Here is a 15,931-nt window from a genome sequence, read left to right as displayed (position 1 = left end):
GAGCGCGCTAGCGCGGAACCTGGTAGTCGTCCGGCCCCATGAGGTCCATGCCGCATTGCAGGTCGGCGATCCAGTCGAGGAATGCCGTGATCATCGGTTTGCCCACGAAGGGCCGGCCGTGCTGCGGGACGATCATCTCGATGTCCAGGCCGCGAACCATGTTGGCCCACAGCCGGCCGACCTTGTTCGAGGCCATGTAGCGGCGGTGGAAACCTTCCATGTGCGGCACGTGGGCGGCGAAGTCCTGCACCGGGCTGGCGTCGTCCACCAGGGAGGCGCCCATGTCGCCGGAGAATAGGATCTTGCTGATCGGGTCGTAGACCTGGAAGTTGCCCACCGAGTGGAGGAAGTGCGCGGGGATCATCTTCAGCTGGCAGCGGCCCAGCTGCACCGATTCGCCACGGTCCGGCAGCGGGATCACGCGGTCATAGGTGGAGATGCCATGGCTGACCGCCAGGTAGCTGGCCGTGAGGTGCGGCAGGAAGCGTGCCCAGAGTTTCGAGCAGATGACCTTGGCGCGGGTGTGCAGCAGCCACTTGTCCAGCGCGGCGATGATGTCCGGGTCCTGGTGCGAGGCGAAGATGTAGTCCAGGTCCTGCAGCGGGAACAGCTTGGAGAGTTCCAGCGACAACGGGGTGTAGGTCAGGTCGCCGCCCGGATCGAGCAGCAGGCGCTTGTCGTGGTCGACGATGAGGAACTGGTTGGATTGCACACCGTCGCCGCTGACCAGATCGTCGAAACACAGGCATTGGTGTTTACCGTCGTCGAACAGCACGATGGGTTCGCGTCGCATGAGGGGATTTCCTAAAGCAGTGGGAGGGAAAACAGTGGGTAGCCCTACGGAAATTTCTAGGTATCTCAGAAACTTCTGTAAGGCTAACGTCCCCTCCCCAAGCCCTCACTGACGTGGGTCAAGGCCTATTGCCACCCTCGCTTTCTCCAGGCGTTTGGCCCGTGCGGAGCCGGCGATGGCCAGCACGCCCTTGTCCCGCTTCCACACCGCAGCCAGCTCCGCAGCGCCTGAGGCAAATGCGGCATCCAGTGCCGAAGCGAGGCTTTCGAACTGGCTGAACACGCCGGCCAGCAGCAGGTGGGTTTCCGGCTGCGAGGCGGGCTGCCGGCTGACTTCGGCGCAACCGGCGAGTACGCCGGTCAGGCGCAGGCTCAGCTCCGCCGGCCATTGGTGTTCCACGGCCAGGCCATAGAGCCAGGCGCAGACCGCGGCCAGCACATGGGTGTCTTCCAGGGTACGGAAAGGTTTGCTGTAGGCCTCCCAGCCATCGCCGGGCAGGCGCTCGCAATGGGCGCCATCGAGCAGCAGGCGGGCGTGGGGGATGTCGGGCATCAGCGGCAGGGCCGGCAGCGCTTCGAGCTTCGCGCCAGGGGCGCCGGCCTGCACCACGGTCATGGCGATGCGCGGCGGCTCGCCCTCCTCCTCGTCACGCGCGGCGACCAGCCACCAGGCGGCGCTGTCGGCTGCGGTGGCGAAGTCCTTGCGACCGTGCAGCACCAGGCCCTCGAGGCGGGTCTGCAGGTCGGCGGGGCGCACGCTCTTCTTCTCGGTCACGCACAGCGCGCCGAGGCTGCGCGGGGCAGCCGGCCAGAGTGCGCGCAGCGCCGCCTGGTAGCCAGCGAGAAACGCCAGCCCTGGCGAAGTCGCCAGACGACCGCCGAGCACCGCCAGTTCGAAGCTGCCGGCGCACTCTGCGCGGGAGAGCAATTCGGCGTACCAGTCGTCCAGGGCCAGGCCGGGCGGTAACCGGTCCTGCGGGCCGAGCAGGCATTTCCAGGGCATCGCGGCGCTCCTTCCTTCGAGGTCGTTGTTCTTGTCATACAAGCATCACCACACCGTCATGGGCGTGACACCGGTCATTCCTAGCCTGAGCTTGCACAACAAAGCCGACCGGCCGCAACCCGCATGGCCGGTTCACGGAGGCACTCGCATGAGTCAGATCGCCCTCTCCTGTGACACCCCGGCACAGCGCCGTCTCAAGGCCGTGCGTCTGCGCGGCGCCCGCGCCCTGCGCGAAGCCCAGGCCCTGCGTTACCGCGTGTTCAGCAGCGAGTTCGATGCCCAGCTCAAGGGCGCGGACCTGGGGCTGGACATGGACGACTACGACCGTCACTGCGCCCACATCGGCGTGCGCGACCTCAACACCGGCGCGCTGGTGGCCACTACCCGCCTGCTCGACCACCGCGCAGCGCAACGCCTGGGTCGCTTCTACAGCGAAGAGGAATTCGCCCTCGACGGCCTGGACAACCTGCAGGGCCCGGTACTGGAAATCGGCCGTACCTGCGTCGACCCGGACTACCGCAACGGCGGCACCATCGCCGTGCTCTGGAGCGAACTGGCCGAAGTGCTCAACGAAGGCGGCTACCGCTACCTGATGGGCTGCGCCAGCATTCCCATGCGCGACGGCGGCATCCAGGCCCGCGCGGTCATGCAACGCCTGCGCGACCGCTACCTGTGCCAGCAGAACCTGCGCGCCGAACCGAAGACCCCGCTGCCGCCGATGGACGTGCCGGACAACCTCACCGCCGAACTGCCGCCGCTACTCAAGGCTTACATGCGCCTGGGCGCGAAGATCTGCGGCGAGCCCTGCTGGGACCCGGACTTCGGCGTTGCCGACGTGTTCATCCTGCTCAAGCGCGACGAGCTCTGCCCGCGCTACGCCCGCCACTTCAAGGCCGCGGTCTGATGCGCAGCCTGCGCGCCTGGCTGCGCGTCGCCCGCCTGCTGTCATTGCTGCTGGTGGGCCTCGCGCTGGCCAGCTTCGTCAGCCTGCTGGAGCGCCTGCCCGGCGACCGCATGCCCCTGCGCCAGCGACTGACGCGCTGGTTCCTGGCGCGCCTGTCCGGTGCCCTGCCCTTCCAATTGCAGGTTCACGGCGAGCTGCCACGGCAGCCGATGCTGTGGGTCTCCAACCATGTGTCGTGGGTCGATATCCCGCTGCTGGGCGGGTTGCTGCCGCTGACCTTCCTGTCCAAGGCCGAAGTGCGCCAGTGGCCGCTGGCCGGCTGGCTGGCGGAGAAGGCCGGCACGCTGTTCATTCGCCGTGGCTCAGGCGATGCACGGATGATCAATGCGCAGTTGGCCACGCACCTGTCGCGCGGCCGTTCGCTGCTGGTCTTCCCCGAAGGCACCACCACCGACGGCACGGGCCTGCGCACCTTCCACGGCCGCCTGATGGCCAGCGCCATCGAAGCCGGCGTGCCGGTGCAGCCGGTAGCGCTGCGCTACCGCCGCAACGACCAGGCGTGCGAACTGGCGCCCTTCATCGGTGACGACGATCTGGTCAGCCACCTGAAGCGCCTGTTCGACCATGATCGGGGCGTCGTGGAGATTCACCTGCTGCCGGCGCTGTCCAGCGCCCACCAGGACCGCAACCTGCTGGCGAAGCAGGCGCACGCCGCGATTCAGGCAGTGGTGTGTGAGGTTCAGGAAGAATCGGCCATCGCGGCCTGAGGCCTGCCAGGAAAGCGACAGGAAAGACGAAGTGGGTTTGGAGCCCGCCGTAACCTACGGCCGACGGGTTCCCACTCTGACGAAACGGCTTTCAAACTGCGCCGGGCGGCACCCTCGAGCCACCCGACGCAACCTGAAAACAGTCTCCAGGCGCCGCAGGCTCAAGCCTCCGGCGGCACGACCAGGATGTCACAATCCAGTTCGCGCAGAGCGTAGTCGGCAACACTGCCGATCAGGGCACGCTTGATCCCACCCATACCCCGAGTACCCATGACCAGCAGATCGGGCCGATGCTTGTCGACCATCCGCTGCAACACGTTGCCCGGCAGCCCGACGGCCACCAGTTGCTCATCGATGCGCTCTTCCAGATGGCGCTCGTGGAGGAACTTCTTCAGCTCGTCCACCGCCTGGCGGGATTCGCTGCCGACGAATTCGTCGATGCGCTCCTCGCTCACTCCGGAGTACTGCATCATGCCCTTGGCCAGCGGGCTGAAGGCGTAGACGCCCCGGCGCACGGCGCCTTCAAGCAAGCCCAGCTCATCGGCCACTTCCACCGCGTGAGCCGAGGCCGGCGAAGTATCGAGGGCGATCAGCAGGTCGCGGTACTGGCCGCCGGCCGGCTGGTTGACCACCAGCACCGGCAGTTGCCCGGCGCGCAGCACTCGCTCGACCGTGGTGCCGACGAAGATGTCGCGCAGCACGCTCTTGCGGTGCGCACCCATCACCAGCATCTCGCAGTCCTGCTGCTTCGCCGCAGCGAGGATCTGCTGATTCGGATCACCACGTTCCACCAGCAGTTTCGGGCAGGTGCCGCCCAGCTCGGTGAGCTCCACCAGCCGCGCTTCAAGCATCAGGCGCACCTGGGTGACTTCCTGCTCGACCAGCGCCGAAGGCTGGTCTTCATCGACTACGTAGAGCACGGTCCAGGGACAGGCATAGCGCTTGGCCAGCGCTGCCGCACGGTGCAAAGCCTTTTCGGAACGGCCGGACAGATCCGTTGCGACCATTAACGACTTCATCATGCTGCTCCTCTCGTCGTCCTTCAGATGTGTCTATTGCACACGCTATGGGCCGTCGGGCGGTTGACGCATATCAAGTCAGGCCGGACCGTCCATCGTATTCGGCAGATTTCTGACGAAGGTCTGCAATTGGGGATAGAACTCACGGAAATCGCTGCTCAATGGCTCGTACAGGCGATCCAGTTCATCCCAGGCGCCATCCAGCAGGGACGGCCTGGACAGGCGCCGGGACATCCCGGCGACCACGTCCTGCAGCACCTCGAACTCCCGATAGCTGCCCAGCCAGTCCTGCGCGGCCATGCGCGGTGCAATGCGCGCCAGACGCTCCGGCAGGCCGGGCGTGCGGCCCAGTACACCGTAGACCCGTTGGGTGAAGTGCTCCAGCGGCTCGCCGGAGAAACGCCCCCAGTCGCGGGCCAGGCAATGGTCGAAGAACACGTCCAGAAGTACGCCGGCCATGCGCCGGCGCTCGCTGGGGAAGCGCGTCTTGGCACTGTGTATCAAGGCGTGACTGTCGGTGAAGGCGTCGATGCGCCGGTGCAGGCGGATGCCTGCCTCGATCTCGGCGGGCCACTGGCCGGCCAGCGGTCCCTTGACGAAGTCGCCATAGAGGCTGCCGAGCAGTTGGGCGGGCCGGTCGCCGCCCAGATGAAGGTGCGCGAGGTAGTTCATGGGCAGAGAGTAGCGCGGGTGGTCAGCGGCTACTATCACGGGTGTCGATCATTACTATCGCCCCAAACGAATTCATATCGCTTTTGACCGATATATAGTTCGTCCCAACGCGATATACCGATGTGCCCCATGACTGAACAAACCCATCTCGATCCTGACATCGACCTCGAAGAAATCTTCAAGGCCCTGGCCCACCCGGTGCGGCGCGACATGCTGCATTGGCTCAAGGACCCTGAGCAGTTCTTCGTCGAGCAGGAGCACCAATCCTTCGAGATCGGCGTCTGCGCCGGCAAGTTCGACCAGCGCACCGGTCTGTCGCAATCCACCGTTTCCGCGCATCTGGCCACCCTCCAGCGCGCGGGCCTGGTGACCAGTCGAAAAGTCGGCCAGTGGAATTTCTTCAAACGTAATGAGGAAACCATCCAGGCCTTTGTTCGCCACCTGAGCGAAGCGCTGTAACCCGGCTACTGCCAGCCAAGACAATCCCACTCTCCAGGAGCAGGCAAATGCCCACTTCGCTTCTCGTCCTCGCTTTGTCCGCGTTTGCCATCGGCACCACGGAATTCGTGATCATGGGCCTGCTGCCCGAGGTTGCGGGCGACCTCTCGGTGACCATTCCCGCCGCCGGCTGGCTGGTCAGCGGCTACGCCTTCAGCGTCGCCATCGGCGCGCCGATCATGGCCCTGCTCACCGCCCGTCTGCCGCGCAAGACCGCGCTGCTGATGCTCATGGGCATCTTCATCCTCGGCAACCTGCTCTGCGCGGTGGCCGCCAACTACGGCCTGCTGATGCTGGCGCGGATCATCACCGCCCTGTGTCACGGCGCCTTCTTCGGCATCGGCTCGGTGGTCGCCGCCAGCCTCGTGCCGGCCAACCGCAAGGCGTCCGCCGTGGCCCTGATGTTCACCGGCCTGACCCTGGCCAACGTGCTCGGCGTACCGGCTGGCACCGCGCTGGGCCAGATCGCCGGCTGGCGCTCGCCCTTCTGGGCGGTGACCCTGATCGGGGTGTTCGCGCTGATCGGCCTGTGGAGCGTGCTGCCGAAGAAACACGATGAAGAAGCGGTGGACATGCGCAAGGAAGTCGCCGCGCTGCGCAACGGTCCGCTGTGGCTGGCGCTGGGCACCACCGTGCTGTTCTCCGCTGCCGTCTTCGCGCTGTTCACCTACGTCGCGCCGCTGCTGGGCGAAGTCACCCAGGTCTCGCCGCGCGGCATCACCTGGAGCCTGGTGCTGATCGGTCTCGGCCTGACCCTGGGCAACATCCTCGGCGGCCGCCTGGCCGACTGGCGCCTGGGCACCACCCTGGCCGGCGTGTTCGCCACCATGGCAGTGGTTTCCACCGTCCTGAGCTGGACCAGCGCCTCGCTGATCCCGGCCGAGATCACCCTGTTCATCTGGGCCGCCGCGGCCTTCGCCGCGGTGCCCGCCCTGCAGGTCAACGTGGTCCGCGTCGGCGGCGCCGCACCGAACCTCGTCGCCACCCTGAACATCGGGGCCTTCAACGTCGGCAACGCCATCGGCGCCTGGGTCGGCGGCAGCGTCATCGACCACGGCCTGGGCCTGCCCCGCGTGCCCCTGGCCGGCGCTGTGCTCTCCGTACTCGCGCTGATCGCGGTGATGATCGCCTTCAGCGGCAAGCCCAACCAGACACAACCCGTCCTCGACTGATCCTCCACCCTCACGCCCCGGAGTAACGCAATGACCACGCTTTTCGACCCCATCGTCATCGGTGACCTGGAACTGCCCAACCGCATCGTCATGGCCCCGCTGACCCGCTGCCGCGCCGACGAAGGCCGCGTGCCCAACGCACTGATGGCCGAGTACTACGTCCAGCGCGCCGACGCCGGCCTGATCCTCAGCGAGGCCACCTCGGTGACCCCGATGGGCGTGGGCTACCCGGACACCCCCGGCATCTGGTCCGACGACCAGGTCCGCGGCTGGACCAACATCACCAAGGCCGTACACGCCAACGGCGGTCGCATCATGCTGCAGCTGTGGCACGTGGGCCGCGTCTCCGACCCGCTGTACCTGAACGGTGAACTGCCGGTAGCGCCGAGCGCCCTCAAGCCGGCCGGCCACGTCAGCCTGGTGCGTCCGATCAAGGAATTCGTCACCCCGCGCGCCCTGGAAACCGAAGAGATCGCCGACATCGTCGAGGCCTACCGCGTCGGTGCCGAGAACGCCAAGGCCGCCGGTTTCGATGGCGTGGAAGTCCACGGCGCCAACGGCTACCTGCTCGACCAGTTCCTGCAGAGCAGCACCAACCAGCGCACCGACCAGTACGGCGGCTCGGTGGAGAACCGTGCCCGCCTGCTGCTGGAAGTCACCGATGCCGTGATCGGCGTCTGGGGTGCCGGCCGCGTCGGCGTGCACCTGGCTCCGCGCATGGACTCCCACGACATGGGCGACGCCGATCCGCTGGCCACCTTCGGCTACGTAGCCCGCGAGCTGGGCAAGCGCGGCGTGGCGTTCATCTGCACCCGCGAGAAGGCCGGCGACGACAGCATCGGCCCGAAACTGAAGGAGCTCTTCGGTGGCGTATACATCGCCAACGAGCGCTTCACCAAGGACAGCGCCAACGAGTGGCTGGCAAGCGGCAAGGCTGACGCAGTGGCCTTCGGCATCCCGTTCATCGCCAACCCGGACCTGGTGACCCGCCTGGAAAAAGGCGCCGCCTGGAACGAGCCGCACCCGGAAACCTTCTACGGCAAGGGCCCGGTCGGCTACCTGGACTACCCGCGCCTGTAACGGCGGGTTCCTGCCCCAATGAAAAGGGCGCCTTCATGCGAAGGCGCCCTTTTTTTGTTGTCCTGAAAATTCGCAGCCGCTCCTGCAATGGGCACCCAGAGTTACCGGTACCTGTAGGATGGCGTGGAGCGCAGCGATACCCATCAATCCGTGGCACCGACAGCATGGGTATCGCTTAGGCTCCGCCCATCCTACGAGCCGGGTTCAGGTGGTAATCCAGCGCAGGGGCGTGGCCTCGTTGCGACCAGCCAACCGATACCCCGTCGTCGAACACCGCGTTGCCTCCGCGCAGCCCTTGCAACTCCCGCAGGCGGCAGGCTCGGGGGCGATCTTCTCCACCACGCCCATCGCCAGCAGTCGCTCCAGCAATGCCTCGAGTAAAGCCTTCGAGGCGCCGAGGCGCTGGGCCAGGGTCGGCACGTCCGCCTCACCCATCTCGCCGAGCAGGTTGCGCACCGCGATTGCCGTGGCCATCAGTGGCAACTCCCCGCCGGGGCCGGGCGCAGGTCACGCTCGCCCTCCAGCTCAAGACCACGCCGGCCGATCCAGCGCAGGATCAGGAACAGCACCAGGTTGAACGCCAACACCAGGCCGATGGCCACCGCGCTGTACTGCGGATGCTGGCCGAAGCTGAAGACCTGGTAGCAGAGGGTCGCCAGCGAGTAGGCGACGTTGAGGCCCCAGAACACCGCAAAGGTCATCCAGCCGCGACCGCTCTCGCGGGTCAGCGCGCCAAGGGTCGCCACGCAGGGTACATAGAGCAGCACGAATACCAGGTAGGCGTAGGCGGCCAAGGGGCTGCCGAACTTGGCGGCGAAGGTGCCCATGGAGCCCTCCTCCATCTCGCCGTCGGCCATGCTCGCGGCCACCGGGTTGGCCAGCACGCTGAGGCTGAACGAGTCGCGCAGGCCATCCAGGGTATCCGCGCCGGCCTGTTTCAGCTGGCCCCAGAGGTCGTAGCCGTCGGCATCGAAGGCTTCGCCCTGGATGTGTTCGGCGGTGTACAGGGTGTTCAACGTGCCGACCACCACTTCCTTGGCCAATGCGCCGGTGACCAGGCCAACCGTGGCCTGCCAGTTGTCCTCGTGTACGCCCATGGGTTTGAGCAGCGGGGTGACCTTGTGGCTGAGGCTGGCCAGCGCCGAGTCGGCGATGTCGCCTTGCACCGGGCGGCCGTCGAGGGTGACGCTGTTGAGGCCGCCGATCACCAGGCTGACCAGGATGATCACCGTCCCCGCGCGGACCACGAAGGCACGCAGGCGCATCCAGGTCTGCAGCAGCAGGCTGCGCAGGTGCGGCACGTGGTACAGCGGCAGTTCCATGACGAAGGGCGAGGCCTCGCCGCGCATCAGCGTGTGCTTGAGCAGCAGGCCGGTGAGCACCGCGACGACTATGCCCAGCAGGTACAGCGAGAAGATCGCCAGCGCGCCGTTCTGGCCGAAGAAAGCCGCGGCGAACACGGCGAAGATCGCCAGCCGCGCACCGCAGGACATGAACGGCGCCATCATCGACGTCATCAGGCGCTCGCGCGGGTTGTCCAGGGTGCGGGTGCCCATGATCGACGGCACGTTGCAGCCGAAGCCGACGATCAGCGGCACGAAGGATTTTCCCGGCAGGCCGAGGGCCTGCATCAGGCGGTCCATGACGAACGCCGCGCGGGCCATGTAGCCGGAGTCTTCCAGCAGGGCGAGGAACAGGTACATCAGGCCGATCTGCGGAATCAGCGGCAGCACCGCGTTGATGCCGCCGCCCAGGCCCTGGGCCAGCAGCGCAGTCAGCCAGTCCGGCGCACCCGTCCGCGCACCCAGCCACTGGATGCCGTCGATGAAGAGCGCCGAGGAGCCCTGGTCGAAGATCGGCTGCAGCGCACCGCCCAGGGTAATCGCGAAGAAGAACATCAGGTACATGACGAGGAGGAATACCGGGATACCCAGCCAGCGGTTCAGCGCGACGCTGTCCAGCAATTGGGTCAGGCGATGTGGCGCGGCCTGGCGGTGGTTGCTGGCGCGCTCGCAGAGTTCGCCGATCAGCCGGTAGCGCGCATCCACCAGTAGCAGTTCCGGGTCTTCGCCACAGGCACAGCGGATCGCGTCGCGGGCGGCCAGCAGGCTCGCCGGGTCGAGCTTGAGCTGACGGGCGCTGTGCAGATCGCCTTCCAGCGCCAGCAGGGCCATCCAGGCCTGGGCCGGCGGCGCGTCGGCGGGCAGCAGTTGGGTGACGGCATTGCGCAGTGCGGCAGGGTACGGCACCTGCAGCGGCGGCTGTGCCGTCACGCCATCGATGGCGTCCTTCAGTGCGTCGATGCCTTCGCCACGGGTCGACACCAGCGGCACCACCGGGCAACCCAGTTCCTGCGCCAGCGCCTCGCGGTCGATGTTCAGGCCCTGGGTGCGGGCGATGTCGAGCATGTTCAGCGCCACCACGCAGGGCAGGCCCATCTCGCGCAGCTGAACAGTGAGGTAGAGGTTGCGTTCCAGGTTGGTGGCGTCCACCACGTTGACCAGCACGTCCACTTCGCCATCGACAATGCAGCGCCGGGCGATCTGCTCGTCCAGCGAGGCCTGGGTCGACAGCGTGGTCAGCGAGTAGGTGCCGGGCAGGTCTACCAGACGTACCTGATGACGCGCGGTGCGGAAGCTGCCCTCCTTGCGCTCCACGGTAACGCCAGCCCAGTTGCCGACACGCTGGCGCGAGCCGGTGAGCTGGTTGAACAGAGTGGTCTTGCCCGCGTTGGGGTTGCCGATCAGGCCGATGCGCAGCTCAGTCATGGCGGCTCAGTCCTGCGCTTCTAGCTGGAGGAACGCCAGGTCGCGGCGGCGCAGCACCAGGCTGCACTGGCGGGTATCTACCTGCACCGGATCGCCCAGCGGTGCTACGCGGCGCACCTGCAATTCAGCGCCGGGCAGCAGGCCCATGGAGAACAGTCGCTGGCGGAAGGCGGCGCCGATCCCGGGCCGGTAGCCGGCGATGCGGTACCGGCGTTGCGCTTGAAGATCGTGCATGGGGAGCCTCCGGGGCGAATGATCGAACAAGGAGAGAATCGGAATGACTCTCATTTGTTAGCGATTATTCGCCTCGAAGCCGGCCCTGAAACTGATTCAAGACAAGAATTGCCGTTACTACCCCCAAAGAGGGATGGCCAGAAAAAAGCCCCCGGACCTGTCGGTGCGGGGGCTTTTCTTCGGCAGGACAATCAGCGGGTGCTGATCTGCTGCTGGAGGTTCTGCATCTGCTGCTGCAGGGTGTTGATGTTGCGCATGACCTGGATGCGGAACACGTCGAACTCCTTGGTATCGCTGCTGGCCTGGCCCTGACGGCCATCGACCTCGGCGCGCAGCAGCATCAGGTCGTCCTGAAGGCTCTTGATCGCCTGGCTCTGGTTGCCCTGCTTCTTCAGGTTGGCGATCTCGGTGTTCAGCGCCTGGATCTGCTGGTTGGCGGCGGTCAGATCAGCCTGCACGTTCTTGAACTTGGCCTGTTCATCAGTGATGGACTTGAGCTTGACGTCGAGCTGCTGCATCAGCAGCGCGGCGCTTTCCTGCTGGGCCTTGAGGTCGGCGCTGACCTGCGCCAGGCGCTTGCCCTGGGCGCCGTCGAATTCCGACAGGGAGGTCTGCTGCGCCTTGGCCTGCTCGGCCAGGCGGCCCTGCAGCTGCTTGACCTGCAGCTTCAGCGCCTCGCGGTCGGTCATGCCGTTGGATTCGTTGGCGACGAACTTGCCGCGGATGTCGTCCAGGCGACCGGCGGCTTCCTCGCTGATCTTGGCGAAGCTTTCCTGGGTGGCGATCAGTTGCTGTTCCATCAGCAGCAGTTGCTGATGGCTCCACCAGCCCACGCCGGCCAGGGCGATGGCCATGGCCGCGACCAGCGCCCACAGCGCACCGGTACCGCCACCGCGTTTCACCGCCTGGGGCACGGGACGGCCGTTGGGCTCGACCACGCGGCGCGGGTGATGACCGAACTCGTCGCGGTCGGCGGCGTCGGTGGAAAGGTGGGGCACATCATCGAATTCGTCGAACGTGTCGTTACGCATGGAATGAACCTGTGGGGATAAAGCGGCGTGTTGCCTGCGCAGGGCGCAGTATATCCGTTCGCGTGACGCTCAGAGCAGCGTGCCATCACAGGGCGTCACGCACCTCGTCGGCGCACAGAAGACCCGTGACGGAGGTCGCAGTTCCCCAGGCGACCCGCCAATAGTGGCTTTGCGACATCGTGGCACGCCCCTTGCTCCCGCTCCAGGTACTTGGCGCCGCTTTGGCGCCCTTCGCGGGGAGGAAGTCGGGTGATCGAACTCAACAAGGCCATCCTGGATTGCATGCGTGAACTGCGCCGCCGTCTGCGTGAAGAACAGGCACTGGAGATCCAGTACCAGCAGAGCGACGCCATCGAGCGGATGCTCCGCGCCTGCGCCGACTCAGCGCGGGAAGAAACGCGCCAGCTGGGCGAACGCCTGAGCGAGCTGAGCGGCGTGAAGCTGCCCCGCGTGGTGCAGGAACCGAGCTTCCTGCCAGTGCAGGGCAGTGGCGACCAGCAGTACTCCGGGCCGCTGCGGGGCGGCGCCCGCCCCTCACGTTAGATTGGGACGTGCTCTCGTAGGAGCAACTGTCTATCTCTGAAAGTCTGTGCCAGGAACGTCCCTCTCCCCCCGCCCTCTCCCTGAAGGGAGAGGGAGCTGTCCGTGCCGACTGACGCCAAGGTTTCAACCTGCACCGAACGGTTCCCTCTCCCTTCAGGGAGAGGGTTAGGGAGAGGGCAAACCCTCGCAGCGGGGTAACAGATGGTGTAGGAGCCAGCCGCTATGCCCCGCGCAACCGCCACCAGTCGCAGAACTCATCCAGCGCATCCCACAGGCTCGCCTGCGGGTCGTAGTCGAGGTACTGGCGGGCGCGGGAGATGTCCAGGGAGAAATCCTTGGCCATCACCGCCATCCCCAGGCGATGCAGGGTCGGTTCCGGGCGGCCGGGCAGGACCTTGCACACGCCCTCGTTGAGCAGCGCCAGGTTATAAGCCAGCCCGTAGGGCATGTGCCGTTCCACCGGCTGCATGTCCAGCCGGCGCAGCACATAGTTCACCACGTCCCACAGCGGCAGCGGCTGGCCGTTGCTGATGTTGTAGGCCTGGCCGAGCGCCTCGTCGCCCGCCATCAGGCTGGCGAACAGCGCGTCGTTGAGGTTCTGGATGCTGGTGAAGTCCACCTTGTTCAGGCCCTGGCCGATGATGCGCAGGCGGCCCTTGCGGTGTGCGGCGATCATCCGCGGAAAGATACTGGTGTCGCCGGCGCCGGTGACGAAGCGCGGGCGCAGCGCCAGCACTTCCAGGCCGAATTCCTGGGCGCCGAGGGCGACCAGCTCGGACTGGTACTTGGTCGATCCGTAGTGGTTGGCGAAGCGCTTGGGCACCTGCTGCTCGGTGATGCCGACATGGGACTGGCCATCGAAGTAGATCGACGGCGAGGACAGGTGCACCAGCCGGCGCACCTTCTGCTTGAGACAGGCCTCGACCACCGACTCGGTCATGGTCACGTTGGCCTGGTGGAAGTACGCCTGGCTGCCCCACACACCCACCGCACCGGCGCAATGCACCACGGCATCGACGCCGCTGCACAGCGCGCGGACCAGTGCCGGGTCCGACAGGTCGCCCGCCATGAACTCGGCCCCGCGTGCCACCAGCGGCTGCAGCGCCTCTTCGCGGCGTCCGTTCACCCGAACCGCCAGCCCCTGTTCCAGGGCAAAACGGGCAAAACGCCCGCCAATGAACCCGCTGGCTCCGGTGACCAGAATCTTCATGCACGCCACTCCCGTTCTTATAGTCCGGCGACTCTAGCAGGCGCCGTACCGTACTACTCTGGCCTTGCACGCCAGAAACGAATCCTTGCAGACCGCGCCGCTGCGCCAGGGTTGCACGACTTGCGATCGGCGACATGCGCCGGGTGGTTGCGACTACCCTTTGAGGCACGCAGTTTTCTCAAGAGGCCACACCATGAGCAAGCCCCACTGGATGATCTACGGCGCCAACGGCTACACCGGCCGGCTGGTGGCCGAGCAGGCGCAGCGCGAAGGCCTGAAGCCGGTCCTCGGCGGCCGCAACCCGGCCAGCCTGCATGCGCTGGGCAGTTCACTGGGCCTGGAATGCCGGGTGTTCGACCTGAACGACAGCGCCGCCGCCCTGGCCGCGCTGGAAGATGTCGGCGTGGTCGCCAATTGCGCCGGGCCCTTCTCCGCCACCGCCGCGCCGATGATCGAGGCGTGCGTCGCCAGCGGCGCGCATTACGTGGACATCACCGGGGAGATTTCCGTCTTCGAATACGCCCACAGCCTCGACGAAGTGGCGCGCACGGCGGGCGTGGTGATCTGCCCCGGCGTCGGCTTCGACGTGATCCCCACCGACTGCGTCGCCGCCTGCCTGAAGGAAGCCATGCCCGATGCCGCGCACCTCGCGCTGGGCTTCGACAGCGGCAGCGGCCTCTCGCCGGGCACCGCCAAAACCACCGTGGAAGGCCTCAAGCTGGGCGGCAAGGTGCGCGAGGCCGGGCGCCTGCGCGACGTGCCGCTGGGCTACAAGCGCCGCGACATCGACTTCGGCCGAGGCCTCAAGCATGCGGTAACCATCCCCTGGGGCGACGTGGCGACGGCCTACTACTCCACCGGCATCGGCGATATCGAGGTCTACCTGCCGGTGCCGCCGGCCGCCGCCATCGGCATGCGGGTGATGGACAGCCTGCGCCCGCTGCTGGGCCGCGACCGCGTGCAGGACTGGCTCAAGCAGCAAGTGGACAAGCGAGTCCATGGCCCCAACGAACTGGCCCGCAGCAAGCTGCGCACCTGGGTCTGGGGCGAAGTGCGCAACGCCCGTGGCGAACGCCGCACCGCACGGCTGGAAACTGCCAACGGCTACGACGTGACCATCCACGGCGTGCTCTTCGCGGTGCGCCACCTGCTGGCCAACCCCAACACGGTCGGCTACTTCACTCCGTCGAAACTCTTCGGAGCGCGCTGCATCGAGCAGTTGCCGGGCAGCGGCAGCATCGTCATTCGCGGCTGATCGGCACCATGAGCCCCGGCGCCTTCGCCAGCAGGTGCCGGGTCAGCGCGGAGAGCAATTCGCCGCCGTTTCGCCAGTGGTGCCAGTAAAGCGGCACGTCGATCACCTGCCCCGGCAGCATGTCCACCAGCTCGCCGCGCTCCAGTTCGCCACGCACCTGTTGCTCCGGCACCAGGCCCCAGCCGAGGCCGCCGCTGGTCATGCGCACGAAGCCTTCGGAAGATGGGCACAGGTGGTAGCTGAAGTGGCCGTCGACGCCGAGGTCCTTCAGGTAGTGGTGCTGCAGTTGATCGTCCGGCCCGTAGACGATGGCCGGGGCGCGGACCAATCCGGCAGGCGTCACGCCCCTCGGGAAGTGCCGGGCAATGAATTCCGGGCTGGCCAGCCCGCGATAGCGCATGGCGCCCAGCGGCTCGCAGCGCCCGCCGGCCACCGGGCGCGGACTGGCGCAAACGCAGCCGGCCACCTCGCCCGCGCGCATGCGCTTGAGGCCGACCTCCTGATCCTCGACCACCAGGTCCAGCAGCACGTGGCGCTCGCCGCAGAAATCGCCGACCGCATGGGCCCACCAGGTGGCCAGGCTGTCGGCGTTCAGTGCCAGGCGCAGGCGCTCGGGTGCCGCGCCGTCGTCCAGGGCGGGAACCCATTGCTGCAGATCGCCCTCCAGCAGCCGCACCTGCTGCACATGGTTGAGCAGGCGTTGGCCGAGATCGGTCGGTTGCGGCCGCGCCGCGCGCACCAGCACCGGCTGGCCGACCCGCGCTTCAAGCAGCTTGATGCGCTGGGAAATGGCCGACTGCGATAGCCCCAGCACCTGGGCGCCGCGCTCGAAACCGCCCTGCTCCACCACGGCAGCCAGGGCGGCAAGCAGCTTGTAGTCGAACATGATCAGTTTCCCTAATGAGATATCAGCAGTATTGGTTTTTCTTATACAGGCCAAAGCCGGACAATCGCCAGCATTCCCACTCTTTATGGATTGCCCA

17 protein-coding genes are annotated in these 15,931 nt (G+C 66.7%); 7 read left to right on the top strand and 10 right to left on the bottom strand.

Going from position 1 to position 15,931, the window contains the following annotated elements:
• Window positions 1-7: 7 nt before the first annotated feature.
• Window positions 8-793 (bottom strand): MBL fold metallo-hydrolase, encoded by a 786-nt coding sequence (locus IB273_RS08680; protein WP_192223876.1) that lies wholly within the window; start codon window positions 791-793, stop codon window positions 8-10.
• Window positions 794-898: 105 nt separating this feature from the next.
• The gene (locus IB273_RS08675; RefSeq protein WP_192223875.1) at window positions 899-1,795 is read right to left on the bottom strand and encodes an acyl-CoA dehydrogenase family protein; all 897 of its coding nucleotides are present in this window, start codon (window positions 1,793-1,795) and stop codon (window positions 899-901) included.
• Between the two features lie 148 nt (window positions 1,796-1,943).
• On the opposite strand from IB273_RS08675, the gene olsB reads away from it, so the two are divergent.
• Window positions 1,944-2,699: an L-ornithine N(alpha)-acyltransferase gene (gene olsB, locus IB273_RS08670; protein WP_081516358.1), complete on the top strand. Its 756-nt coding sequence runs from the start codon at window positions 1,944-1,946 to the stop codon at window positions 2,697-2,699.
• Window positions 2,699-3,466, top strand: coding sequence for a lysophospholipid acyltransferase family protein (locus tag IB273_RS08665; RefSeq protein WP_151188292.1), 768 nt, complete (start codon window positions 2,699-2,701; stop codon window positions 3,464-3,466). The genes olsB and IB273_RS08665 overlap by 1 nt, the downstream gene beginning before the upstream one ends.
• A 161-nt stretch (window positions 3,467-3,627) precedes the next feature.
• On the opposite strand, the gene IB273_RS08660 is transcribed toward IB273_RS08665, so the two are convergent.
• Both IB273_RS08660 and IB273_RS08655 read right to left on the bottom strand, forming a co-directional pair.
• Window positions 3,628-4,488: a universal stress protein gene (locus tag IB273_RS08660; RefSeq protein WP_225601570.1), complete on the bottom strand. Its 861-nt coding sequence runs from the start codon at window positions 4,486-4,488 to the stop codon at window positions 3,628-3,630.
• Between the two features lie 75 nt (window positions 4,489-4,563).
• On the bottom strand, window positions 4,564-5,157 hold the full coding sequence (locus IB273_RS08655; RefSeq protein ID WP_192224498.1) for an ACP phosphodiesterase: 594 nt from the start codon (window positions 5,155-5,157) through the stop codon (window positions 4,564-4,566).
• A 129-nt stretch (window positions 5,158-5,286) separates the two neighbouring features.
• Here IB273_RS08655 and IB273_RS08650 point away from each other — a divergent pair, with 129 nt between their 5' ends.
• Genes IB273_RS08650 through IB273_RS08640 form a run of 3 tightly spaced genes read left to right on the top strand, consistent with a single transcriptional unit; the run spans window position 5,287 to window position 7,907 of the window.
• A complete protein-coding gene (locus IB273_RS08650; protein ID WP_138215930.1) occupies window positions 5,287-5,616 on the top strand; it encodes an ArsR/SmtB family transcription factor in 330 nt (109 codons plus the stop codon).
• A gap of 47 nt (window positions 5,617-5,663) precedes the next feature.
• On the top strand, window positions 5,664-6,827 hold the full coding sequence (locus IB273_RS08645) for an MFS transporter (RefSeq protein WP_192223874.1): 1,164 nt from the start codon (window positions 5,664-5,666) through the stop codon (window positions 6,825-6,827).
• 30 nt (window positions 6,828-6,857) lie between these two features.
• The gene (locus IB273_RS08640) at window positions 6,858-7,907 is read left to right on the top strand and encodes an alkene reductase (RefSeq protein ID WP_192223873.1); all 1,050 of its coding nucleotides are present in this window, start codon (window positions 6,858-6,860) and stop codon (window positions 7,905-7,907) included.
• 204 nt (window positions 7,908-8,111) lie between these two features.
• On the opposite strand, the gene IB273_RS08635 is transcribed toward IB273_RS08640, so the two are convergent.
• From IB273_RS08635 to IB273_RS08620, 4 genes are all read right to left on the bottom strand, one after another.
• Window positions 8,112-8,381: a FeoC-like transcriptional regulator gene (locus IB273_RS08635; RefSeq protein WP_081516365.1), complete on the bottom strand. Its 270-nt coding sequence runs from the start codon at window positions 8,379-8,381 to the stop codon at window positions 8,112-8,114.
• On the bottom strand, window positions 8,381-10,675 hold the full coding sequence (feoB, locus tag IB273_RS08630) for a Fe(2+) transporter permease subunit FeoB (protein WP_192223872.1): 2,295 nt from the start codon (window positions 10,673-10,675) through the stop codon (window positions 8,381-8,383). The genes IB273_RS08635 and feoB overlap by 1 nt, the downstream gene beginning before the upstream one ends.
• Window positions 10,676-10,681: 6 nt before the next feature.
• Window positions 10,682-10,909, bottom strand: coding sequence for a ferrous iron transporter A (gene feoA / locus IB273_RS08625; RefSeq protein ID WP_081516367.1), 228 nt, complete (start codon window positions 10,907-10,909; stop codon window positions 10,682-10,684).
• A gap of 191 nt (window positions 10,910-11,100) precedes the next feature.
• Entirely contained in the window at window positions 11,101-11,940 is an 840-nt protein-coding gene (locus tag IB273_RS08620) for an ATPase (RefSeq protein WP_151188296.1), read from the bottom strand.
• Window positions 11,941-12,192: 252 nt separating this feature from the next.
• On the opposite strand from IB273_RS08620, the gene IB273_RS08615 reads away from it, so the two are divergent.
• Window positions 12,193-12,483, top strand: a complete 291-nt coding sequence (locus IB273_RS08615) for a hypothetical protein (RefSeq protein ID WP_318652482.1) — start codon at window positions 12,193-12,195, stop codon at window positions 12,481-12,483.
• Window positions 12,484-12,703: 220 nt separating this feature from the next.
• On the opposite strand, the gene IB273_RS08610 is transcribed toward IB273_RS08615, so the two are convergent.
• A complete protein-coding gene (locus IB273_RS08610) occupies window positions 12,704-13,693 on the bottom strand; it encodes an NAD-dependent epimerase/dehydratase family protein (RefSeq protein WP_192223870.1) in 990 nt (329 codons plus the stop codon).
• 193 nt (window positions 13,694-13,886) lie between these two features.
• Here IB273_RS08610 and IB273_RS08605 point away from each other — a divergent pair, with 193 nt between their 5' ends.
• Window positions 13,887-14,948, top strand: a complete 1,062-nt coding sequence (locus tag IB273_RS08605) for a saccharopine dehydrogenase family protein (RefSeq protein ID WP_151188297.1) — start codon at window positions 13,887-13,889, stop codon at window positions 14,946-14,948.
• On the opposite strand, the gene IB273_RS08600 is transcribed toward IB273_RS08605, so the two are convergent.
• Window positions 14,935-15,840 (bottom strand): LysR family transcriptional regulator ArgP, encoded by a 906-nt coding sequence (locus IB273_RS08600; RefSeq protein ID WP_192224497.1) that lies wholly within the window; start codon window positions 15,838-15,840, stop codon window positions 14,935-14,937. The genes IB273_RS08605 and IB273_RS08600 overlap by 14 nt on opposite strands.
• Window positions 15,841-15,931 lie beyond the last annotated feature (91 nt).

This window comes from Pseudomonas sp. PDM19, assembly GCF_014852215.1.
In the GTDB taxonomy this organism is placed as follows: Bacteria; Pseudomonadota; Gammaproteobacteria; order Pseudomonadales; family Pseudomonadaceae; genus Pseudomonas.
The sequence above is the reverse complement of the archived record's forward strand: the minus strand, read 5'-3'. Positions and strand labels throughout refer to the sequence as shown.